The organism is Streptomyces sp. NPDC007205 (genome assembly GCF_040634095.1).
Lineage (GTDB): Bacteria > Actinomycetota > Actinomycetes > Streptomycetales > Streptomycetaceae > Streptomyces.
Genome location: NZ_JBEYEW010000013.1, coordinates 197546 through 218962, shown reverse-complemented (window position 1 = coordinate 218962; position 21417 = coordinate 197546). Strand labels below are relative to the sequence as shown.

The window sequence follows — 21417 nt, the reverse complement described above, 5'->3', positions numbered from 1 at the left end:
CGAGGGGCGGATGCGGCGGCGCTGCGGCGCTCACCACCGCGCCCGGCAGGTACGGGCGCGCCGGCGGAGCTTCGCTCCGGGGCGGCAGGCACGGACGCGGCGCGGGCACTCCGGGGCTCGGGGGACCCGGTGACCGGCCGGAGCCGGGTCGTGGTCTCCGCGGCGGTGACCGGTCGCAGCCGGGCGGTCGTCTCCGAGGAGGTCTCCGCCGGCCCTCCCGGCCGCCGGGGCGCCGGGCCGGGTACGTCACGGCCCGTGGGGGGCGGAGCGTCGGGGAACCGGGCCGAGGCGGGCGGGGGAGGCGGACTCGCGGGCTCAGTGACCTCGGGCACCACCGGACTGCGGCCGGGCGCACCGGCACGGCCCCCGGAGACCTCACCGGGCAGCCGCCCCTCACGCACGGGCCGCCCGCCGGCCGGCCGATCATCCCGCTCGGGGCCACCGCCGGCGGGCCGGCCGTCGCGCACGGTACCGCCGGCGGAGGCCCGGTCGTCGACGCCGCCACCGGGGAGCGGGCCGTCCCCCGCCGGCCGCCCGGCAGCACCCGAACCGTGACGCGCGAACCCTGAGTCAGGCGTCCGGCCGTCAGGCGTCCGGCCGTCAGGCATGGGGCCGTCAGGCGTGGGGCCGCCTCCGGTGAGGGGCAAGCCGTCACGCGCGAGGTCTCCGGCAGCGGGCAGGCCGCCGCCGGCCGGTCGCCCGGCGAAGCCCGAGCCATTGCCCGCGGCGCCCGCGGCAGCGCCCCGGTCGCCCGGCACGCCACCGCCCGCAGACGTCCGCCCCACACGCGCAAAGTCCCCGGCAGCGGGCAGACCACCCCCCGCCGACCGCCCGCCGGCAGAAGGTCCGTCGACGCGCGGGGCACCCCCGGCGGGCGGGCGGGGGGCGCGGGGTGTGAAGACCGACGGCTCCTCGTCGGGGTCCTCGGGGGATGCCGTGTCGGGCATGCGGGCGGCAGCGGGGTGCGGCGGCGCCTGGGCGGGGACCGGCCGGTGCGCGGGCGTGCCCTGTGCGGGCGGCTCGGCGCCGGTGTCCGCCGGGCGGCCGGGCGGAGTCGACGGGCGCGGTGGGGTCGAGGGGCGTGGGGGGATGGGTGCGTGGCGCGCTTCCGTGCTCATGCACCCCCCGTTTCCTCGTGCCCGGGCCGCCCTCACGTACGCGGGCCGCTGCGCTGCTCGGCCGCGCCCGGTGCAGAAGCTCCGTTCCAGGCACGCATACCCGTACGGCCGGACCAGCATCCCGGTTCAGCGAAGCGGCCGGGTGGGTTCCGCCGTACGTGCGCGTCACTCTACGGGTTGTCCGGGGCAGAATCAGAACCAGTCCGGGGCGCCGGGGCATCTGCCCGGAACGTCCCCCTACCCTGCGGTAATCCCGTCTGGCAGGCTTCCGTCATGACTGCGCGCGCCGCCGACCGGGCCCGTTACGACCGGGCCACCGCCCATCTCGACGCCCCTCTCGCGATCGTGGACCTGGACGCCTTCGACGCCAACGCGGCCGATCTCGTCCGCCGGGCTGCCGGCAAGCCGGTCCGGGTCGCCAGCAAGTCCGTGCGCTGCCGTGCCCTGCTGGAGCGTGTCCTGGCCAGGGACGGCTTCCATGGGATCATGTCGTTCACGCTGGCCGAGTCGCTGTGGCTCGCGCGCTCCGGGTTCGACGACGTCCTGCTGGCCTATCCGTCCGCCGACCGGGCCGGCTTCGCGGAGCTGGCCGCCGATCCCAAGCTCGCCGGTGCGGTGACCGTGATGGTGGACGATCCGGCGCACCTCGATCTCATCAACGCCGCCCGTGACGGGGGGCGTGAAGTGGTGCGCGTCTGCCTGGAGTTGGACACCTCGCTCAAGCTGCTGGGCGGCCGTATCCGGGTCGGGGCGCGGCGCTCTCCGCTGCGCTCCCCCGCCCAACTCGCCGAGCTGGCCCGCTCGGTGGCCCGGCGGCCGGGCTTCCGGCTGGTGGGGATCATGGCGTACGAGGGGCATGTCGCCGGGGTCGGGGACGCGGTGGCCGGGCGGCCGCTGCGGTCCCGGGCGATCCGGCTGATGCAGGCCGCCGCCCGCCGCGAGCTGGCCGAGCGGCGGGGGGCGGTCGTACGTGCCGTGCGGGCCGTCGTCCCCGGCCTGGAGTTCGTCAACGGCGGCGGCACGGGCAGTGTGCAGCACACCGCCGCCGAGGACGCCGTGACCGAGATAGCGGCCGGTTCGGGGCTGTATGTGCCGCGGCTCTTCGACAACTACACGTCGTTCACGGGCCGTCCGGCGGCCCTTTTCGCCCAGCCCGTCGTACGGCGGCCCGGGGTCGGGGTCGTCACCGTGCTGGGCGGTGGCTATCCGGCCTCCGGCGCCGCGGGCCCCGACCGGCTTCCGGTGCCGTACCTGCCGGAAGGTCTGGCGTACGACCCCCAGGAAGGCCCCGGCGAGGTGCAGACCCCGCTGCTCGGCTCGCCCGCCGACGACCTCCTCATCGGCGACAAGGTGTGGTTCCGGCACGCGAAGGCGGGCGAGCTGTGCGAGCGGTTCGACGCCCTCCATCTGATCGAGGGGGGCACGGTCACCGCGACCGTGCCCACCTACCGGGGTGAGGGTCACACCTTCCTGTGACGCCTCCTACACGGGCGTGACGTACGCTCCCGCGATGCCGCCGTCCACCAGGAAGTCGGTGGCGTTGACGAAGGAGGAGTCGTCGCTGGCCAGGAAGGCGACGGCGGCGGCGATCTCCTCCGCCTCGGCGAACCGCCCGACCGGGATGTGGACGAGCCGGCGCGCGGCCCGCTCCGGGTCCTTGGCGAACAGCTCCTGCAGGAGCGGGGTGTTGACCGGCCCGGGGCAGAGGGCGTTGACCCGGATGCCCTCCCGGGCGAACTGCACGCCCAGCTCGCGGGACATGGCCAGCACGCCCCCCTTGGAGGCGGTGTAAGAGATCTGTGACGTCGCCGCGCCCATCCGGGCCACGAAGGACGCGGTGTTGATGATGGACCCCCTGCCCTGGCGGCGCATGTACGGGATGGCTGCCTTGCAGCACAGGTAGACGGAGGTGAGGTTGACCTCCTGGACCCGCTTCCAGGCCTCCAGGCCGGTCTCCAGGATGGAGTCGTCGTCGGGCGGGGAGATACCGGCGTTGTTGAAGGCGACGTCGACGCTGCCGTAGGTGTCGTACGCCGTCTTGAAGAGCGCCTCGACCTGCTCGGGGTCGGTGACGTCGACCTTGACGAAGAGTCCGCCGACCTCGTCGGCGACGGCCTTGCCGCGGACTTCGTCGACGTCCGCGCAGACGACGTGGGCGCCTTCGGAGGCGAGCCGGCGGGCGGTGGCGAGGCCGATGCCGCTGCCGGCTCCGGTCACGACGGCGGTACGGCCGACCAGGCGGCGGCAAACACTGTTGTCGGTCACTGTGCGGGGCCCTCCGTACTGGGGGAGACGTTGCTGATGAAGACGTTCTTGGTTTCGGTGAAGGCGGTCAGGGCGTCGGGGCCGAGTTCGCGGCCGAGGCCGGACTGTTTGAAGCCGCCGAACGGGGTCCAGTAGCGGACGCTGGAGTGTGAGTTGACGGACAGGTTGCCCGCGCGGACGGCCTGGGAGACGCGCAGGGCGCGGCCGAGGTCCCGGGTCCAGAGGGAGCCGGAGAGGCCGTAGGGGGTGTCGTTGGCGAGGCGGATCGCGTCCTCCTCGTCGGTGAAGGGGAGGAGGACGGCGACGGGCCCGAAGATCTCCTCGCGGGCCGCCCGGCTGTCCGGCCGCTCCCCCGTCAGGACCGTCGGCGGGAACCAGAAGCCGGGGCCGTCGGGGGCGCTGCCGCGCAGGGCGGGGGCGTCCGCGGGGACGTACGACCGTACGCGGTCCAGCTGCTGACCGGAGATCAGCGGGCCCATCTGGGTCTTCTCGTCGGCCGGGTCGCCCACGACGACGGAGGCGAGGGCGTCGGCGAGGAAGTCCCGGGCCTCCTCCAGCACCGTCTCCTGGACGAGGATGCGGGTGCGGGCGCAGCAGTCCTGGCCGGAGTTGTCCAGGAAGGAGAAGGGGTCGAGGGCGGTCTTGAGGTCGGCGTCGGCGAAGACGACGTTGGGGCTCTTGCCGCCGAGTTCGAGGGTGACCGGCTTGACCAGCCTGGCGCAGCGCTCCATGACCTCGCGGCCGGTGCGGGTGGAGCCGGTGAACACGATCTTGGCGATGTCCGGGTGGTCCACGAGCGCGCGTCCGGCGGTGTGGCCGTAGCCGGGCAGCACCTGGAAGACATGCTCGGGCAGGCCCGCCTCAAGGGCGAGTCCGGCCAGGCGGAGCGCGGTGAGCGGAGTGGTCTCGGCGGGCTTGAGGACGACCGCGTTGCCGGCCGCGAGCGCCGGGAAGGAGCCCCAGGCGGCGATCGGCATGGGGAAGTTCCAGGGCGCGATCACGCCGACGACACCGAGGGGTTCCTGGAAGGTGACGTTCCAGCCGCCGGGCACCGGGATCTGCTTGCCGAGGAGGCGTTCGGCGCCGCCGGCCGCGTACAGCAGCAGGTCGCGTGCGTTGCCGGCCTCCCAGCGGGCGTTGCCCACGGTGTGACCGGCCTCGCGGACCTCCAGCTGGGCGAGTTCCTCGAGGTGGGCGTCGACCACGTCCGCGAAACGGCGCAGCAGCCGGGCCCGGTCGGCGGGGGCCAGGGCGGCCCAGCCGGTCTGGGCGCGCGTGGCCCGTACGACGGCGGCGGCCACGTCCTCCTCGCTCGCGGCGGGAACGGTGGCGAGGACCTCTTCTGTCGCGGGGTTGAGGACGACGAGCTCGTGCGGGTCGGACACGTGGTGACCTTTCACAGGCGTTCGAAGGAGCGGCGCAGCTCCCAGTCGGTGACCGCGGCGTCGAAGGCGTCCAGTTCGACGCGCGCCATGTTGCGGTAGTGGGCCACGACCTCGTCGCCGAAGGCGGCCTTGGCCAGGGGGCTGTTCTCCCAGAGTTCGGCGGCCTCGCGGAGGGTGGTCGGGACGTGCTCGAAGCCGGCGGCGTAGGCGTTGCCCGGGCAGGGTTCGGGGAGTTCGAGTTTCTGCTCGATGCCGTACAGGCCGGCCGCGACCAGCCCCGCGACGGCGAGGTAGGGGTTGACGTCCCCGCCGGGGAGGCGGTTCTCGAAGCGCAGGGAGCGGCCGTGGCCGACCACTCGCAGGGCGCAGGTGCGGTTGTCGTGGCCCCAGGCGACGGCGGTGGGGGCGAAGGAGCCGGGCTGGAACCGCTTGTAGGAGTTGATGTTGGGCGCGTAGAGGAGCGAGAAGTCGCGCAGGGCGGCCAGCTGTCCGGCGAGGAAGTGCCGCATGACGTCGGACATTCCGTCGCCCTCCGCCATGGCGTTGTTGCCGTCGGCGTCGGCGAGCGAGAGATGGATGTGACAGGAGTTGCCCTCGCGCTCGTTGTACTTGGCCATGAAGGTGATCGAGACGCCCTCCTGGGCGGCGATCTCCTTGGCGCCGGTCTTGTACAGCGCGTGCTGGTCGCAGGTGACCAGGGCCTCGTCGTAGCGGAAGGCGATCTCGTGCTGGCCGGGGTTGCACTCGCCCTTGGCGGACTCGACGGTGAGGCCGGCGCCGGCCATGTCGTTGCGCAGGCGGCGCAGCAGGGGCTCGATGCGGCCGGTGCCGAGGATGGAGTAGTCGATGTTGTACTGGTTGGCGGGGGTGAGCCCCCGGTAGCCCGCGTCCCAGGCCTGTTCGTAGCTGTCCTTGAAGACGATGAACTCCAGCTCGGTGCCGGCCTGGGCGGTGTAGCCGAGCTCGGCGAGCCGCTCCAGCTGGCGGCGCAGGATCTGGCGGGGCGCGGCGACCACCGGGGAGCCGTCGTTCCAGGCGAGGTCCGCGACGAGCAGGGCGGTGCCGGGGTGCCAGGGGATGCGGCGCAGGGTGGCGAGGTCGGGCTGCATGGCGAAGTCGCCGTAGCCGCGGTCCCAGGAGGACATCGCGTATCCGTCGACGGTGTTCATCTCCGTGTCGACGGCGAGGAGGTAGTTGCAGCCCTCGGTGCCGTGGCGCAGTACCTCGTCGAGGAAGAAGCGGGCGGCGAACCGCTTGCCCTGGAGGCGCCCTTGCATATCGGGGAAGGCCAGGACGACAGTGTCGATCTCACCGCTCGCGACGAGGGCGTGCAGTTCCTCGACGCTGAGCGGGGGTGTGCGGTCTGCCACGGGAGAGCCTCCTTCGGCGCCTACGCGCTTTTTCGGGCGGGCCGGGAGCCATAAGGTATTGCTCAGAACCATTGCTTGGGAAGGGGGTACGGCGGATGTCGCAGGACATCGGCGTCGACGGGCTGGGCGACCGGCTCGCTCCGGTGCTTCGGCCGGTGCGGGCGGGCAACGGCTTCGAGGAGGCGCTGGAGCAGATCCTCCAGGTCGTGCGGCTCGGTCTGGTGCCGGGCGGGGAGCGGCTGCCGGCCGAACGGGAGCTGGCGGAGCGGCTCGGGATCAGCCGGGTGACGCTGCGCGAGGTGCTGAAGGTGCTCCAGGACCAGGGGCTGGTGGAGGCGCGGCGCGGACGCTATGGCGGAACGTTCGTGCTGCCGCGCACGGATGCCGGCGGCGAGGACGAGCTGCGGCGCCGGATCGCCGAGGTCGACGTCGAGGACGTGCTGCGGTTCCGCGAGGTCCTGGAGGTGGGGGCGGCCGGGCTGTGCGCGGCGCACGGACTGGCCCAGGAGCAGGCGGACCGGCTGCGCGAGGCACTGGACCGCACGCACGAGGCCCCGCTGGCGGACTACCGCCGGGCGGACACCCTGCTGCACCTGACACTGGCCGAGCTGTGCGGCTCCCCTTCCCTGACCGCGCAGTACGCGGCGGTCCGGGCCACCGTGAACGACCTGCTGGACTGCATCCCGCTGCTGGTGCGCAACCTGGAGCACTCGCAGCGCCAGCACACCGCGATCGTGGAGGCGGTGCTGGACGCGGACGCGGACGGCGCGCGCGAGATGATGCGCGAGCACTGCGCGGGCACGGCGGCACTGCTGCGGGGTTTCCTGACGTGACCCCGCTCTGCAAAGGTATCGATGGACACCTTTGGATGACTGGGAGGGCGGCGTGACCGGACGGCCGTTGATCGGTGTGAGCACATATCTGGAGACCGGTGCCCGTTGGGGTGTGTGGGAACTGGAGGCGGCCCTGCTGCCCGCCGCCTACCCGCGGCTGGTGCAGCGGGCGGGCGGGCTGGCCGCACTGCTGCCGCCGGACGCGCCCGAGCAGGCGGCGGCGACGGTGGCCCGGCTCGACGGGCTGGTGATCGCGGGCGGCCCGGACGTGGACCCGTCCCGGTACGGCGCCGAGCGCGGCCCCCGCACGGGCCCGCCCGCCCCGGCCCGCGACGCCTGGGAACTCGCCCTGATCGGGGCCGCCTTGGCCGCGGGGACGCCGCTGCTGGGCATCTGCCGGGGCATGCAGCTGCTGAACGTGGCGCTCGGCGGGACGCTGGTGCAGCACCTGGAGGGGCACGCGGAGATGGTCGGCGTGTTCGGCGGCCACCCGGTGAAGCCGGTGCCGGGCAGCCTGTACGCCGGGATCGTGCCGGAGGAGACGACCGTGCCCACCTACCACCACCAGGCCGTTGACCGGCTCGGCACGGGACTGGTGCCCTCTGCGTACGCGGCGGACGGCACGGTGGAGGCGGTCGAGCTGCCGGCGCAGGGGGGCTGGGTGCTCGGCGTGCAGTGGCATCCCGAGATGGGCGAGGACCTGCGCGTGATGCGGGCCCTGGTCGCTGCCGCGGGCTGAGCCGGGGCGGCCGCCGCAGCCGGGCCGACTCCCGCCCCGCCGCAGCAGCTCCCGCACGGTACGGCGCGGATCGACCTCGCCGCGCCGGGCGGGCCTGCGCCGCGCCGAGCGCCGGGTCTGCCCGTGCAGCAAGCGGTGACGCCGGCCCTGCTCAGGGCCGCTTCCTGTGCCGACGCCGGGCACCCGCCGCCCCGGGCCTGGTCACAGCCGCCTCCTCAGCCAGGTCAGGGCCGCCTCGCCCTGGGCGCGCTGGAAGGGGCGCAGGGTGGGCAGGCCCGGGGGCGGCGGATTCAGGGAGCTGCGCAGAAAGTAGCCCGTGAGGGCTGCCAGCGCGGCGGTCACGGCGTCCCGGTCGGCGTCCCGGCCCAGCGGGTGTGCGGCGAAGACCTCCTCCGGATCGGGGCCGCCCTGCGCCCGTACGCACGGCAGCATGACGAGCAGGTCGAACCAGGGCGCGGCACGCACGGCGTGCGGCCAGTCCACGAAGGCCACGCCCCCGTCGGCCGTGAGCAGCACGTTGTCCGCGCGCAGGTCGGCATGGACCAGGGTGTCCCCCGAGGCGCCCTCGGCCCAGCCGGCCTCCATCGCGGCGAGTTCGGGCAGATGGTCGGCGGTCCAGGCACCGAGCCGGTCGCGTACGTCACCGGCCTCGCCGTCGAGAAGCCGGCGCCAGCCCTTGAAGTCCTCGGCCAGGCTCTCGGCGACGGCCGGAACGTCGAGGGGGCACGGTGTGCCGGTGCGGGCGAGCACGGTCACGGCGTCGAGCACCCGGCGCAACTCCTCCTGCCGCCAGGGCACATGCGGCTGACGCCCCGCCACCTCCTCGAAGACCAGCGCCACCCAGGTGCCGTCGTCATACGTGCCGAGCAGCCGGGGCGCGGGTACGGCGGCCGGGAGCGCGGCGGCGGTGCGTGCCTCGCGGCGGTGCAGGTGGGGGCTGTGCGGATTGGCCTCGGCGCTCACCGCCTTGACGAAGCCGGTGCCGCCCGCCGCGGTGCGCAGCCGTGCGGCGACGCCGGGCGAGAAGCCGCCGTTCTGCGTGACGGCGTGCACGACCGGCGCCCCGAGCACCTCGCCGACGGCGTCACGGACGACGGACGGGAGGTTCTCCCAGGGGGCGCGGACGCCTGCGGCGGGCGGAGCGGTGAGGGGCATGTCGGCCATGGTGCCGGGCCGGTGAGCGGCGTGGCCAGCGGTTTTCTGGGGGCGCGCCATACGGGTCGCGGGCCGCTCCCGGGTGCGGGCCGTGGTGGGCTGGTCGCATGGTTCCCCGTATCCCTGGGGAGCTGCAGTGCCGTCGGCTTCAGGGCACCGCCGCCCGGCGCCAGCACCCCGTCAGCCCCGTGTCAGCGACAGCAACTCCCGTGCGGGCCCCGTCGGCCGATGCCCCGTCGGCCACACCGCTCGCAGTTCGCGGCGCAGGGAGACGCCTTCCACCGGGATGCTGACCAGGCGCCGCATCGACAGCTCCTCCCCCACCGCCAGCTCGCTGAGGACCGAGGGGCCCGCGCCGCTGACGGCCGACGCCTTGACCGCCGTGGTCGAGGACAGCTCGATCAGGGGACGGGCGAGGCCGCCGAGCGCCGCGTCCAGGACCTGACGGGTACCGGAGCCGCGCTCACGGAGGATCAGCGGGGTGGCCGCCAGCTCCTCCGCCGTCAGGGGACGCCTGCGGCGGGCCCAGGTGTGACCGGGCGCGGTGACGACGATCAGGCGGTCGTGGGCGATGACCGTGGAGTCCAGGCCCGTCGGTACCGTCAGCCCTTCCACGAAGCCGAGGTCCGCCTCACCGGACAGCAGCAGTTCCGCGACCTTCGCCGAGTTGCCGGCGAGGAGGGACACCGCCGTGTCGGGCCGCTGGGCGTGCAGCGCGAGGAGCCAGCCGGGCAGCAGGTACTCGGCGATGGTCATGCTCGCCGCGACCCTGAGGCGTGAGTCCCGCTGGTCGCGCAGCGCCCGCGCACCCGCGTCGAAGGCCGCCGCCGCCTCCACGACCCGACGGGCCCAGTCCGTCACCAGTGCGCCGGCGTCCGTGAGCCGGGAGCCGCGCGGCGAGCGGTCGACCAGGGCCACGCCCAGCTGCCGTTCCATGGAGCGGATCCGGCTGCTGGCGGCGGGCTGGGTGACCCCGACCTCGCGCGCCGCCGCCCCGAGGCTGCCCAGCCGCGCCACCGCCAGCAGCAGTTCCAGTGCGGCCAGGTCCGGCACCCGGTGGGCCAGTGATTCCGTGCGCTCCCGCTGCCCCTGCACCTCGCTCATAAGACCAGCTTATGCCCTCATAGGCGGGAACCTCCTGGTCAGGGGCGAGCGGCGGGGCGACCGTAGAGGTGTGGTCACCGTAGCCCAGCCTCTGTCCGTTCCCTCCGTCCCCCGCGCCGCCCGGGTCCGCCGTCTCGGCCCCAACTGGTACGCCTGCGTCATGGGCACCGCCATCCTCGGCTCGGCCGGCGTCGCGCTGCCCGCACACGAGGAAGGGCTGCGCGATGTCTTCGACGGAGCCTGGGCACTGTCCCTGATCCTGCTCGTGGCCCTGCTGGCGGCCCGTGCCCTGCACTGGACCCACCACCGCGACCAGGCCCGCGCCGATCTCCTCGACCCGGCCATGGCCCCCTTCTACGGCTGTCTGTCCATGGCCCTGCTGTCGGTCGGCGGCGGCGCCCTGACGGCCGGGCGGGACCTGCTCGGCACCGGCACGGCCGTCGCGCTGGACACCGCGCTGTTCACCGCCGGTACGGCGGTCGGGCTGACGGCTGCCGTGGCCGTGCCGTACCTGATGGCCGTACGGCATCGCGTCCAGCCCGCGCAGGCGACCCCGGTGTGGCTGTTGCCGCTGGTCGCGCCCATGGTGTCGGCCGCGCTCGGCCCGCTGCTGGTGCCGTATCTGCCACCGGGCCGGCCCCGCGAGACCCTGCTGCTGGCATGTTTCGCGCTGTTCGGGCTGAGCCTGTGCGCGACGCTGCTGATGCTGCCGCTGGTCTTCGCCCGGCTGGTCACCTCCGGCCCGCTGCCGCTCGCGCTCACCCCGACCCTGTTCCTGGTCCTGGGCCCGCTCGGGCAGTCCACCACCGCGGTCGACCGGATCGCGGACGCGGCTCCCGGGGTCGTACCGGCCCCGTACGACCGTGGCCTCGGTGTCTTCGCCGTGCTGTACGGGGTGCCGGTCATGGGGTTCGCGCTGCTGTGGCTGGCGCTGGCGACCGCGCACGTGGTGCGGGCCCGCCGGCAGGGCATGGGGTTCGCGATGACCTGGTGGGCGTTCACCTTCCCGGTGGGCACGTGTGTCACCGGTGCCGCGGTCCTCGCCCGGCGCACCGGCCTCGCGGTCTACGACGGGCTGGCGGTCGGGCTCTACGCCGTCCTCGCGGTCGCCTGGTCGGCGGCCGCCACCGGCACCGTACGCGGCCTGCTCAGCGGCGAGCTGCTCGCAGCGCCTCGGCCGGCACCCGCGGCGCCTCGGCCAGGGACGGGCCGTACCAGGTCAGGTGCCGGCCGCTGACCAGGGCGCAGGGCAGTCCGGGAAAGGCCTCCGGGCTGTCGTCGGCGGTGCAGCGGTAGGGCTCGTCGGGCAGGATCACCAGGTCCGGGGCCGCCGTGCGCAGCTCCTCCAGCGGCACACGGGCAGCGCTCGGAGTGGCCGGCGGGCAGATGGCCGGCACCGAGCCGGGCCTGGACGTCACCCGCGAAGGTGTCCCGGCCGTGGACCACCCAGGGCCGGCGCCAGTTCGGGGGCTGTGCGCGATATGCGGCTGCCGCCGCGTGCGCGCGACCAGCGACCACGGACCCGCGGACGCATGACGGCCCGTCCTGCGGAGCACCTAGCGCGACCGATCCTGCACAGCCTCGATATGTTCGGCCACCGCGACCACGATGACCCGCGTATCCGGCACCGTCGCCCGCCAGCGATGGCGGACGCCACCGGTCAGATAAAGAGTGTCGCCTCGGCCGAGGCGATACGCGCGTCCCTCGGCCTCTATCTCCACCGCACCGTCGGCGACGTACATCAGCTCGTCGTTGCGGTGCTGGAACTCGCGGCCGGCGTCATGGTCGCCGGTGAACTCGGAGGCGTGCAGCTGATGGTGGCCGCGCACCAGGGAGCGGGTGCGGGGCGCGAAGCCGTCCGGGTCGGCCGGGTCGGCGCGGACGACGTCCACGCTGGCCGCCGGGTCGGCGGCGGCGAGGAGTTCGACGGCCGTGGTGCGCAGGGCGTCGGCCAGTTTCTCCAGCGAGGTGCGGCTGGGGCGGGCCCGGTCGTTCTCGACCTGGCTGAGGAACGGCACCGACAGACCGGTGCGCTCGGCCACGACGGCGAGGGTCAGTTCCAGGGCCCGGCGGCGCCGCCGGACGGCCGCGCCCACCCGCACGGGCTGCTCTTTGTGGTCGCCCATCGCTCCGGCTCCCTCCCTCGCTCGTCGTGCCGCTGTCCGGGTGCCCGGGTCGGGGCAGACCCTCTCTGATGACTTCTCTGCACCCTACGCATGTTCGGCAAACCGTTTCACGCCCCTGTCACATCCCCGACATGCCGCGAAGCCCTCACCCTCACGGTTCGCGCCACGATGACGGGGCCTCGGGGCCCCGTGGGCTGAGTACCCACCCGGGGTGAATATGCCGACCAGCTGGACCCGGCGACTGCGCCAAGGCCAACGGTCATCACGTACAGTGATTGGCCGGATTCTTGCCGTACCCGCGGACGAGGCGAAGGGCGGGCGCGCCGGACGCGCTGTGGCGTACGGCGGCGCCCGCCCTCGGGTGGCGGTCCGGGCCGGTCAGGTCACCCGGCCGCCTGACTGTGGGGGTCCTTCTTGGCGACCGGGGCCCACTTGTCGACCAGGCCGGGGTTCTTGCGGAGCCAGTCGCGTACGGCGTCCTGCTCCTGGCCCTTGCCGGCCTTCTGGATCTGCGATTCCAGGCTCGTGAGCTGCTTCTCGGTCATGGAGAAGTCCTTCAGCCAGCGGCCGACCTGGGGGTTGTCGCCGGTGAAGCCCTTGCGGGCCAGGGTGTGCACGCCGTCGCCCTTGCCCCAGGCGCCCCGGGGATCCTTGAGCTTCTTCAGGTCGAAGTCGCTGTAGGCCCAGTGCGGTGACCAGAGGGTGACGACGACCGGCTGCCTCTTGGTGTAGGCGCGCCTCAGCTCGGTGAGCATGGCCGCGGTGGACCCGTCGATGACGTCGTAGGTGCCCTGAAGGCCGTACTCGTCGAGGACCTTGCTCTTGAGCAGGCCCATCATGCCCGCGCTGGGCTCGATGCCGACGATCTTCCCGCCGAACTCGGAGGCGTGGGCCCTGAGGTCCGCCAGGGAGTTCACGTCCTTGACATAGGAGGGGACGGTCAGCTCCAGGGAGGTGGGGCCGTACCACTTGCCGAGGTCGTCGAGCTGCTTGCCGTACTTCTTCCAGTACTCGGCGTGGGTGGTGGGCAGCCAGGAGTCGGTCTGGAAGTCGAGCTGGCCGGTGGCGAGGCCGGTGTAGAGGGGGCCGGCGGTGTACTGGGTGGTGGTGACCTTGAAGCCGCGTTCCTCCAGGATCTCCTTCCAGAGGAAGGTGGAGGCGATGCCCTCGTCCCAGGGGATGTAGCCGATCTTGATCTCCTTGCCCTTGCCGACGTCCGGTCCGGAGGCCTCGGAGGTGCCGGCGGAGGGGCCGAAGAGGTTCGTTCCGGCCGCGACCAGGGCGAGCACGACCACGCCGACGACCGCGACGGCCGGGCGCGGGCGGTACGACCACGCGCGCGTGCGGGTCTTCGCGGCGGCCCTGCGGCCCAGCGGGGAGAGCTGGGTGCCGAGCGCGCCGGTGATCCGGTCGAGGTAGACGGCGAGCACGACGATGCCGACCCCGGCCTCGAAGCCGTAGCCGATGTCGAGCTGGCCGATGGCCTCGTTGACGGCGCCGCCGAGGCCGCCGGTGCCGACCATGCCGGCGATGACGACCATGGACAGGCCCAGCATGATCACCTGGTTGACGCCGGCCATGATGGTCGGCAGGGCGAGCGGCAGCTGGACGCGCCAGAGGATGTCGCGCGGCGTGGTGCCGAACGCCTCGGCGGCCTCGACCAGTTCGGCGTCGACCTGGCGGATGCCCAGTTCGGTCATGCGGACGCCGGGGGCGAGCGCGAAGATCAGCGTGGCGACGACGCCGGGGGCGGTGCCGAGGCCGAAGAACAGCATGGCCGGGATCAGCAGGACCATCGACGGCATGGTCTGCAGCAGGTCCAGGACGGGCCGTACGGTCGCGCTGACCGTCTTGGAGCGGGCCGCCCAGATGCCCAGCGGGACGGAGATCACCAGCGCGATCACGGTGGCCACGAGGACCAGGGAGAGCGTGGACATGGCCCGGTCCCACAGGGCGAGCGAGTCGACCAGCGCGAATCCGGCGAAGGCGAGGACGCCGGCGGTGAGGCCGCGCAGCCACCAGGCGAGGACGGCGAGGATGCCGGCCATCAGCAGCGGCTGGGGCGCGCCGAGCACGGCGTCGATGCCGTTGTACATGCTCTCCATGACCGCCTTGATGGCGTCGAAGAGCCAGGAGAGGTGGTCGAGCAGCCACTTGACGCCGGAGTCGACCCAGTCGCCGAGGTGGATCCTAGGCACGGCTGATCACCTTCCCGCCCGGGTTGTCACAGGGGGCGGGATCGGCCGTCTCGTCGCCGAGGAAGCCGACCAGCCGCTGCCTCGGCACGACACCGATGACCCTGTTGGCCCCGTCCACGACGGAGACGCGGTGGGACAGCCGGGCGCTGATCGCGCACAGCTGCGCGAACGGCGTCTCACGGGTCGCGGTCTCGCAGCCGCACAGCGGGGCGTCGGCCGTGACCGAGGTGTCCATGAGGGCGCCCGCCGTCAGCACGCGGGAGCGGTCGACGTCTTGGATGAAGGAGACGACGTAGTCGTTCGCGGGGCGCAGCAGGATGTCCTCGGCGGTGCCGGTCTGCACGATGCGGCCGTCACGCATGACGGCGACGCGGTCGCCGAGCCGCATGGCCTCGTTGAGGTCGTGGGTGATGAAGACGATGGTCTTCTTCAGGGTCTTCTGCAGTTCCAGCAACTGGTCCTGCATGTCGCGGCGGATCAGCGGGTCCAGGGCGCTGAAGGACTCGTCCATGAGGAGCAGGCCGGCGTCGGTGGCGAGGGCGCGGGCGAGGCCGACGCGCTGCTGCATGCCACCGGACAGCTCGTCCGGCCAGGACTTCTCCCAGCCGGCCAGGCCGCACAGGGCGAGCGCCTCGTCGGCGCGGCGTTCGCGCTCGGCGCGGGGCACGCCCTGCACTTCCAGGCCGTAGGCGGCGTTGTCGCGGACACTGCGGTGCGGGAACAGCGCGAAGTGCTGGAAGACCATGCTGATCTTCTTCGAGCGCAGCTCGCGCAGTTGGCGGGCGGTGAGCGCGGTCAGGTCCTGGCCGTCGAAGCGGACGCTGCCCGCGGTCGGCTCCAGCAGGCCGTTGAGCATGCGCAGCAGGGTGGACTTGCCGGAGCCGGACAGCCCCATGACGACGAAGATCTCGCCGGCCTCGACGCGGAACGAGGCGTCGATCACGGCGGCGGTGGTGCCGTCGGCGCGCAGTTCCTTCCGGTCGGCGCCCTGCCGCAGGCGTTCCACAGCGTCGTCCGGTCGTCTGCCGAACACCTTGAACAGGTGCTCGGCCTCAAGCCTCGATTGCACGCGTACCTCTCGTCTCGGCGGTCAGAACAGAGGCCGCGCCTGCCCAGGTCAAGCGGAGGCAAACCCGCACGTGGCCGGAGTCACGGCGATGCGCAGCACGCAACGCGTTCCGGTGCGCGGGATGGCTGTCAGTGCCGTACGGCATGATGCGAGCGTGACCGGACGACTCATGCTCCTCGACACCGCTTCGCTGTACTTCCGCGCCTACTTCGGCGTCCCGGACTCCGTGAAGGCCCCGGACGGCACGCCCGTGAACGCCGTGCGCGGCCTGCTGGACTTCATCGACCGGCTGGTCAGGGACCATCAGCCGGAGCACCTGGTGGCCTGCATGGACGCCGACTGGCGGCCCGGTTGGCGGGTGGACCTCATCCCCACCTACAAGGCGCACCGGGTCGCCGAGGAGCACGCGGGCGCGCCGGACGAGGAGGAGGTGCCGGACACCCTGTCCCCGCAGGTGCCGGTCATCGAGGAGGTGCTGGACGCGCTCGGCATCGCGCGGGTCGGCGTCGCGGGGTACGAGGCGGACGACGTGATCGGCACGTTCGCGGCGCGCGCCGAGGGCCCGGTGGACATCGTCACCGGCGACCGCGATCTGTACCAGCTGGTGGACGACGCGCGTGGGATCCGGGTGCTGTACCCGCTGAAGGGCGTCGGCACGCTGCAGCTGACCGACGAGGCGGTGCTGCGCGAGAAGTATGGGGTGGACGGGCGCGGGTACGCGGATCTCGCGCTGCTGCGCGGCGATCCCAGCGACGGCCTGCCGGGCGTGGCCGGGATCGGCGAGAAGACGGCCGCCAAGCTGCTCGCCGAGTTCGGCGACCTGGCCGGGATCATGGCGGCGGTCGACGACCCGCGGGCGAAGCTCACGCCGTCGCAGCGCAAGCGGCTCACCGAGGCCCGGCCGTACGTCGCGGTCGCACCGAAGGTGGTGCGGGTGGCCGACGACGTCCCGCTGCCGGACGTCCGCACGGCCCTGCCGCACACCCCGCGCGACCCGGCGGCGCTGGAGCGGCTGGCCGAGCGGTGGGGGCTCGGCGGCTCGCTGCAGCGGCTGCTGACCACGCTCACCGAGTGACCCGGCCCGGAATATTCCGGCAAAGTGCTCTCATCCCGCGTCCAGGAAGGAGGTGTTGACCCCGAGCGAGATGCTAACTTAGGCAAACCTAACCAATCCCAGGAGGTCGTGATGGCAGAGCGTCCGGGACGAAAGCCGCGCAAGGCCCGTATCGCCCATGTGATCCGCACCGAGCGCCTGACCCCGCACATGCAGCGGGTGGTGCTCGGCGGCGAGGGCCTGACCGGCTTCACGGCGGACACCTGCACCGACCACTACGTCAAACTGCTCTTCGGCCCCGACGGCGTGAGCTACCCGGAGCCCTTCGACCTGGAGCGGATCCGCGCCGAGTTCCCGCGGGAGCAGTGGCCGGTGACCCGGACCTACACCGTGCGCGCCTGGGATGCCGAACACCGGGAGCTGACCCTGGACTTCGTCGTCCACGGCGACGAGGGACTGGCCGGCCCGTGGGCCACCCGGGTACAGCCGGGCGAGACCGTGCGCTTCCTGGGACCCGGCGGCGCCTACGCCCCTGACCCGGCCGCCGACTGGCATCTGCTCGTCGGTGACGAGAGCGCGCTGCCCGCGATCGCACGGTCTCTGGAGGCACTGCCCGCGGGTGCCCGCGCGCACGCCTTCGTGGAGGTGTCCGGCCCCGGCGAGGAGCAGAAGATCGACTCCGAGGTGGAGGTCGTCTGGCTGCACCGCGAGGACCGGCCGGTCGGCGAGGCGCTGGTCGAGGCCGTGCGCGCGCTGGAGTTCCCCGAGGGCCGGGTGCACGCGTTCGTGCACGGCGAGGCGGGCTTCGTGAAGGAGCTGCGCCGACTGCTGCGGGTGGAGCGGGACATCCCGCGCGAGGACCTGTCGATCTCCGGCTACTGGCGCCTGGGGCACAACGAGGACGGCTGGCAGGCCTCCAAGCGGGAGTGGAACGCCCGCGTCGAGGCCGAGCAGGAGAGCGGCGCGGCGGCGGCCTGACCGTCGCTCAGGACGGCACCTCGTTGATCTTCCCGAACGGGATGTGCACGCTGGGCGTGGTCCGGGACGTGCTGCGCAGATGCGTCACCTGGTCGTCGAAGAAGATGTGCGGGTCCAGCACCTTCATGACCGCGCCCTTGTCGATGCCGCCGAGGAAGAAGGCGTCGTTGACCCGCACCCCCCACTGCTTGAGGCTGTTGACGGCCCGCTCGTGGGCGGGGGCGTTGCGCGCGGTCACGATGGAGACGTGGACCCGGACCGCGTAGCCCGGGTCGCTCCTGCGCCGCTCCTCCTCCCGGCGCTGTATCCGGTTCACCCCGGCGAGGAAGTCCCGCAGCGGTCCTGGGTCGTGCGGCGTCGCCGCGTTGCGGGCCTCGTGCGCGCGGAACTCCTCCAGTCCGTCGGCCTGGTACACCTGCTCGGCGGCGTCACTGGCCAGCACCCCGTCGAAGTCGAACGCGATCCGCAGTTCCCGGTCGGCGGGGTCGTCCGGGTACGCCGCTCCGAGCACATGCCCTGCGGGCAGTCCGGCGGCGACGGCCTCGCGCACGTCGTCGCCGTTCGCCGACAGGAACAGGGACATGTTCAGCGCGGACATGAACTTGTACGGGGACCGGCCCTGCATGAAGACGGCCCGGCTGATCGGCAGCCCGTGGGTCTGGATCGACCGCATGACCCGCAGACCGGTGTCCGGGTCGTTGCGGGAGAGGATGATGACCTCGACGAGCGGATCTCCCGGCTCCCCGAGGTCGTTCAGCGACAGCAGCCGCCGTATGAAGGCGAAGGCGATGCCCGGCCGGAGCGTGGTGTCGCGGTTCTCCTCCTGATAGGCCCGGTAGGCCTCCTCGCCCTGCTCGCGGAAGACCGCGTCCGACTCCCGCAGATCGAACAGGGCGCTGGAGGCGACACCGACGACGAGCCGGTTCGCGAGATCGTAGGCGGGCATGCCCTACATCCTCACACCGATGCCCGGTCGCCTCGTACACGTGCGTGAAGGTGCATGTCGTGCCAGCCGTCGGGGTGGAGCAGGGCGCTGCGCCTGGTGCCCTCCGCGGCGAAACCGGCTTTCACGGCCACCCGGCAGGACGCCTCGTTGGCGGTGGCGTGGGAGAGTTCGAGGCGGTGGAGCCCGATCTCCTCGAACGCCCAGTGGGACAGGGCGGTGGTGGCGCTGGCCGCGACACCCCGCCCGCGCGCCCCGGCCACCGTCCAGTACCCGACCTCGGCGCAGCCGTCGCCCAGCACGATCTCGCGCAACGCGACCCGCCCCAGCAGCTCGCCGGTGTCCGCGTCCACCACCGCCCACTGCGCCTGGCGCTCGTCCTTCCAGCCGCTCTGCCACTGGGTGATCCAGTCGGCGACCTCCTCCTCCGAGTCGGCGGACCTGATGTGCCACTGGTGCATCAACGGGTCCTGGAAGGCGGCGTACACGGCGGGCGCGTCCTCGGCCCGCCACGGTCGCAGCAGCAGGCCGCCGCCGGCGGGAAGGGCGGGCTGAGGCATGCGGGCGAGGGTTCCGGCCGGCACGACCGGGCTGTTGAGATACGGCATGATCCACATCCTGACGGCCACGGGGCCGGCGGCGCACCCGCTTTCCGCCTCGTACCCTTGACCCCGATGAGACGCCGTACCCCGCCCCCGCCCGCACCGCTCGCCCAGATCGACGGTGTCGATCCGGTGCGGGTGCGGCTGCCGCACGACGGGATGTGGGCCACCGTACGGGAGCATCTGGTGGCACGGCTGACGGGGGCCGGGCCCGGGATGGTCGAGTCGATGTTCGACGCGGGGCGGGTCGTCGGCGCCGACGGGCGGGCGGTGGCGCCGGACGCGCCGTACGAGCCGGGGATGTTCGTGTGGTTCCACCGTGAGCTGCCCGCCGAGGTGCCGGTGCCGTTCCCGGTGGAGGTGGTGTACCGGGACGACCACATCGTCGTCGCCGACAAGCCGCACTTCCTCGCGACGACCCCGCGCGGCACCCATGTGGCCGAGACCGCGCTGGCGCGGCTGCGCCGCGAGCTGGACATACCGACGCTGACCGCCGCGCACCGGCTGGACCGGCTCACGGCGGGGCTGGTGCTGTTCACCGTGCGCCCCGAGGAGCGCGGCGCGTACCAGACGCTGTTCCGGGACCGGCGGGTGTACAAGGAATACGAGGCGATCGCCCCGTACGAACCCTCGCTGGTCCTGCCCCGGACCGTGCGCAGCCGGATCGTCAAGGAGCGCGGGGTGCAGGCGGCCCGGGAGGTCGAGGGCGAGCCGAACGCCGAGACCTATGTGGAGATCGCCGGGCACCGGGGCGGGCTCGCCCGGTACCGGCTGGTCCCGGCGACCGGGCAGACCCACCAGCTGCGGGTGCATCTGAACGCGCTCGGCGTGCCCATCCTCGGCGACCCGCTGTACCCGGAGGTGACCGCCCCGGTGCCGGCCGGCGACTTCCGGAACCCGCTGCGACTGCTCGCGCGGAGGCTGGAGTTCACCGACCCGGTCACGGGCAGGGAGCACACGTTCGTCAGCGAGCGCGTGCTCACCGCCTGACCCGCGCCCCCGGGCTACTCGCCACGCCACCAGTGCAGCAGCCGCCGCCAGACGCCCCGCGGGCGCGCCGCCGGCTCGGGTGCCGCACGGTAGGCCTCGGGCGCGACGGGACTGGGGATGATGGTACGCGGCTCGATCGCCGAAGGCTGCTGCCGCGGGATGGCCAGGGGCCGGGGCGGACCGTCGACGTCCTGCTGCGGCTTGGGCTCGAAGCGCACGGGCAGGGACACCAGGTGCCGGGAGGCGATGGACGAGCGCCAGCTCAACTCCTCCTCCGCGCAGTCGAGCTGGACATCGGGCAGCCGCATCAGCAGCGCGTCGACGCCGACGTCGGCGATGGCACGGCCGATGTCCTGACCGGGGCACTCATGGGGGCCACCGCCGAAGGCGAGGTGGGAACGGTTGCCCTGCATGCTCGCGGACAGGTCCGGGCGGATACGCGGGTCGAGGTTGCCCGGCGCGGGCGCGAAGAGCAGGCCGTCGCCCTTGCGGATGCGCTGCCCGCCCAGCTCGGTGTCCTGCTTGGCGTAGTAGCCGAAGACGGTGCTGAACGGCGGCTCGTCCCACAGGGACTGCTCGATCGCCTCCGGCACGGTCATCTGGCCGCCGCTGAGCTGGGCGCGGAAGCCCGGCTCGGTGAGGACCATGCGCAGCGCGTTGGCGAGGAGGTTCGCGGTGGCCTCGTAGGCCGCGAAGAGGACGAGCCGCAGGTGTTCGCGGACCTCGTCGTCGCTGAGTCCGGCCGGGTGGGTGACGAGGTGACTGGTGAAGTCGTCCTCGGGCCGGGCGCGGCGCCTGGTGGTGAGCCGGCTGAGCGCGTCCATGACGTAGGTGTGGCTCTGGATGGCGGTCTCGGTGCCCTTCAGGGCGTCCCGCGCGGCCTGCACCATCCGGTCGTTGTACTCCTCCGGCATGCCGAGGATCTCGCACATGACGGCCATCGGCAGGTGCTCGGCGAACTGGGAGACCAGGTCGGCCCGGCCGCGTTCGCAGAAGCTGTTGACCAGGCCCTGGGTGTAGCGGCCGATGTGGCGGCGCATGCTGCGGTGGTCGATGGTGGCCATGGCCGCGGTGACCGCCGCGCGCAGCCGCTGGTGCTCGTCGCCCTCGGCGTGCGAGCAGATCGGCTGCCAGGCGATGTGCGGCATGAGCGGGTGGTCGGGCTTGACCATGCCCTCGGCCAGCGGGCTCCAGATCCGGCTGTCGCGGGTGTACAGGGAGGGACTGCGGACCAGGTGCAGGTTCTCGGCGTGCCCGAGGACCACCCACATGGGTACGTCGTCGTGGAGCAGTACGGGCGCCACGGAGCCGTGCTGCTGCCGCAGCCGCTCGTAGAGGTCGCCCAGGTCCTGCGCGTCGGGGCCGTAGAGCCGGCGCAGCCCGCCGGGGCCGAGGCCGTGCGCGGGGCAGCCCGGCGGCGGGAAGGAGGTGGGGTCGGTGTCGGTCAGGGACGTGGGTTCAGACGTCACGGTGTCGCTCCGGAACGGA

General features: G+C 73.1%; 18 protein-coding genes and 2 pseudogenes. 7 read left to right on the top strand and 13 right to left on the bottom strand.

What is annotated here, in order from left to right; translation table 11 throughout:
* Positions 1 to 332, bottom strand: a pseudogene (locus ABZ624_RS22920) (hypothetical protein); the annotation flags it as partial.
* A 1059-nt stretch (positions 333 to 1391) separates the two neighbouring features.
* Between ABZ624_RS22920 and ABZ624_RS22915 the strand changes: the two are divergent.
* On the top strand, positions 1392 to 2594 hold the full coding sequence (locus tag ABZ624_RS22915; protein ID WP_360091824.1) for an amino acid deaminase/aldolase: 1203 nt from the start codon (positions 1392 to 1394) through the stop codon (positions 2592 to 2594).
* Positions 2595 to 2600: 6 nt separating this feature from the next.
* Here ABZ624_RS22915 and ABZ624_RS22910 read toward each other — a convergent pair whose 3' ends face one another.
* The 3 genes from ABZ624_RS22910 to ABZ624_RS22900 are packed head-to-tail and all read right to left on the bottom strand — an operon-like array spanning position 2601 to position 6138.
* Positions 2601 to 3383: a 3-oxoacyl-ACP reductase gene (locus tag ABZ624_RS22910; RefSeq protein ID WP_360091821.1), complete on the bottom strand. Its 783-nt coding sequence runs from the start codon at positions 3381 to 3383 to the stop codon at positions 2601 to 2603.
* Positions 3380 to 4768, bottom strand: coding sequence for an aldehyde dehydrogenase family protein (locus ABZ624_RS22905; protein WP_360091818.1), 1389 nt, complete (start codon positions 4766 to 4768; stop codon positions 3380 to 3382). Before ABZ624_RS22905 ends, ABZ624_RS22910 begins: the two co-directional genes overlap by 4 nt.
* An 11-nt stretch (positions 4769 to 4779) precedes the next feature.
* Positions 4780 to 6138 carry a glutamine synthetase family protein gene (locus ABZ624_RS22900; RefSeq protein ID WP_360091815.1) on the bottom strand — a complete coding sequence of 453 codons (1359 nt, stop codon included), beginning with the start codon at positions 6136 to 6138 and terminating at the stop codon, positions 4780 to 4782.
* A 95-nt stretch (positions 6139 to 6233) separates the two neighbouring features.
* On the opposite strand from ABZ624_RS22900, the gene ABZ624_RS22895 reads away from it, so the two are divergent.
* Positions 6234 to 6971, top strand: a complete 738-nt coding sequence (locus tag ABZ624_RS22895) for an FCD domain-containing protein (protein ID WP_360091812.1) — start codon at positions 6234 to 6236, stop codon at positions 6969 to 6971.
* A gap of 52 nt (positions 6972 to 7023) precedes the next feature.
* Entirely contained in the window at positions 7024 to 7710 is a 687-nt protein-coding gene (locus ABZ624_RS22890) for a gamma-glutamyl-gamma-aminobutyrate hydrolase family protein (RefSeq protein ID WP_360091809.1), read from the top strand.
* A gap of 201 nt (positions 7711 to 7911) precedes the next feature.
* Here the strand turns inward: ABZ624_RS22890 and ABZ624_RS22885 are convergent, their stop codons facing one another.
* Together ABZ624_RS22885 and ABZ624_RS22880 are read right to left on the bottom strand one after the other, a co-directional pair.
* Positions 7912 to 8865 carry a phosphotransferase gene (locus ABZ624_RS22885; RefSeq protein WP_360091806.1) on the bottom strand — a complete coding sequence of 318 codons (954 nt, stop codon included), beginning with the start codon at positions 8863 to 8865 and terminating at the stop codon, positions 7912 to 7914.
* 180 nt (positions 8866 to 9045) lie between these two features.
* Complete coding sequence (locus ABZ624_RS22880; RefSeq protein WP_360091803.1) at positions 9046 to 9969, bottom strand: LysR family transcriptional regulator; 924 nt, start codon at positions 9967 to 9969, stop codon at positions 9046 to 9048.
* 70 nt (positions 9970 to 10039) lie between these two features.
* Between ABZ624_RS22880 and ABZ624_RS22875 the strand changes: the two genes are divergently transcribed.
* The gene (locus ABZ624_RS22875) at positions 10040 to 11206 is read left to right on the top strand and encodes a TDT family transporter (protein WP_360091800.1); all 1167 of its coding nucleotides are present in this window, start codon (positions 10040 to 10042) and stop codon (positions 11204 to 11206) included.
* On the opposite strand, the pseudogene ABZ624_RS22870 reads toward ABZ624_RS22875, so the two are convergent.
* From ABZ624_RS22870 to ABZ624_RS22855, 4 genes and pseudogenes are all read right to left on the bottom strand, one after another.
* Positions 11118 to 11436 (bottom strand): annotated as a pseudogene (locus ABZ624_RS22870) (helical backbone metal receptor); the annotation flags it as partial. The gene ABZ624_RS22875 and the pseudogene ABZ624_RS22870 sit on opposite strands and share 89 nt — an antisense overlap.
* A gap of 89 nt (positions 11437 to 11525) precedes the next feature.
* A complete protein-coding gene (locus ABZ624_RS22865) occupies positions 11526 to 12095 on the bottom strand; it encodes an XRE family transcriptional regulator (protein WP_360091797.1) in 570 nt (189 codons plus the stop codon).
* Positions 12096 to 12478: 383 nt separating this feature from the next.
* Entirely contained in the window at positions 12479 to 14293 is a 1815-nt protein-coding gene (locus ABZ624_RS22860; protein ID WP_360091794.1) for an ABC transporter permease/substrate binding protein, read from the bottom strand.
* The gene (locus ABZ624_RS22855; protein WP_360091791.1) at positions 14286 to 15362 is read right to left on the bottom strand and encodes a glycine betaine/L-proline ABC transporter ATP-binding protein; all 1077 of its coding nucleotides are present in this window, start codon (positions 15360 to 15362) and stop codon (positions 14286 to 14288) included. The genes ABZ624_RS22860 and ABZ624_RS22855 overlap by 8 nt, the downstream gene beginning before the upstream one ends.
* 154 nt (positions 15363 to 15516) lie before the next feature.
* Here ABZ624_RS22855 and ABZ624_RS22850 point away from each other — a divergent pair, with 154 nt between their 5' ends.
* The gene (locus tag ABZ624_RS22850; protein ID WP_360091788.1) at positions 15517 to 16437 is read left to right on the top strand and encodes a 5'-3' exonuclease; all 921 of its coding nucleotides are present in this window, start codon (positions 15517 to 15519) and stop codon (positions 16435 to 16437) included.
* 111 nt (positions 16438 to 16548) lie between these two features.
* Positions 16549 to 17394, top strand: coding sequence for a siderophore-interacting protein (locus ABZ624_RS22845; RefSeq protein ID WP_360091785.1), 846 nt, complete (start codon positions 16549 to 16551; stop codon positions 17392 to 17394).
* Between the two features lie 7 nt (positions 17395 to 17401).
* Here ABZ624_RS22845 and ABZ624_RS22840 read toward each other — a convergent pair whose 3' ends face one another.
* Together ABZ624_RS22840 and ABZ624_RS22835 are read right to left on the bottom strand one after the other, a co-directional pair.
* The gene (locus ABZ624_RS22840; RefSeq protein ID WP_360091782.1) at positions 17402 to 18340 is read right to left on the bottom strand and encodes a 5'-nucleotidase; all 939 of its coding nucleotides are present in this window, start codon (positions 18338 to 18340) and stop codon (positions 17402 to 17404) included.
* A gap of 11 nt (positions 18341 to 18351) precedes the next feature.
* Entirely contained in the window at positions 18352 to 18945 is a 594-nt protein-coding gene (locus ABZ624_RS22835; RefSeq protein ID WP_360091779.1) for a GNAT family N-acetyltransferase, read from the bottom strand.
* Between the two features lie 66 nt (positions 18946 to 19011).
* Between ABZ624_RS22835 and ABZ624_RS22830 the strand changes: the two genes are divergently transcribed.
* Entirely contained in the window at positions 19012 to 19929 is a 918-nt protein-coding gene (locus ABZ624_RS22830; RefSeq protein WP_360091776.1) for a pseudouridine synthase, read from the top strand.
* Positions 19930 to 19943: 14 nt separating this feature from the next.
* On the opposite strand, the gene ABZ624_RS22825 is transcribed toward ABZ624_RS22830, so the two are convergent.
* The gene (locus ABZ624_RS22825) at positions 19944 to 21398 is read right to left on the bottom strand and encodes a cytochrome P450 (protein WP_360091773.1); all 1455 of its coding nucleotides are present in this window, start codon (positions 21396 to 21398) and stop codon (positions 19944 to 19946) included.
* Positions 21399 to 21417 lie beyond the last annotated feature (19 nt).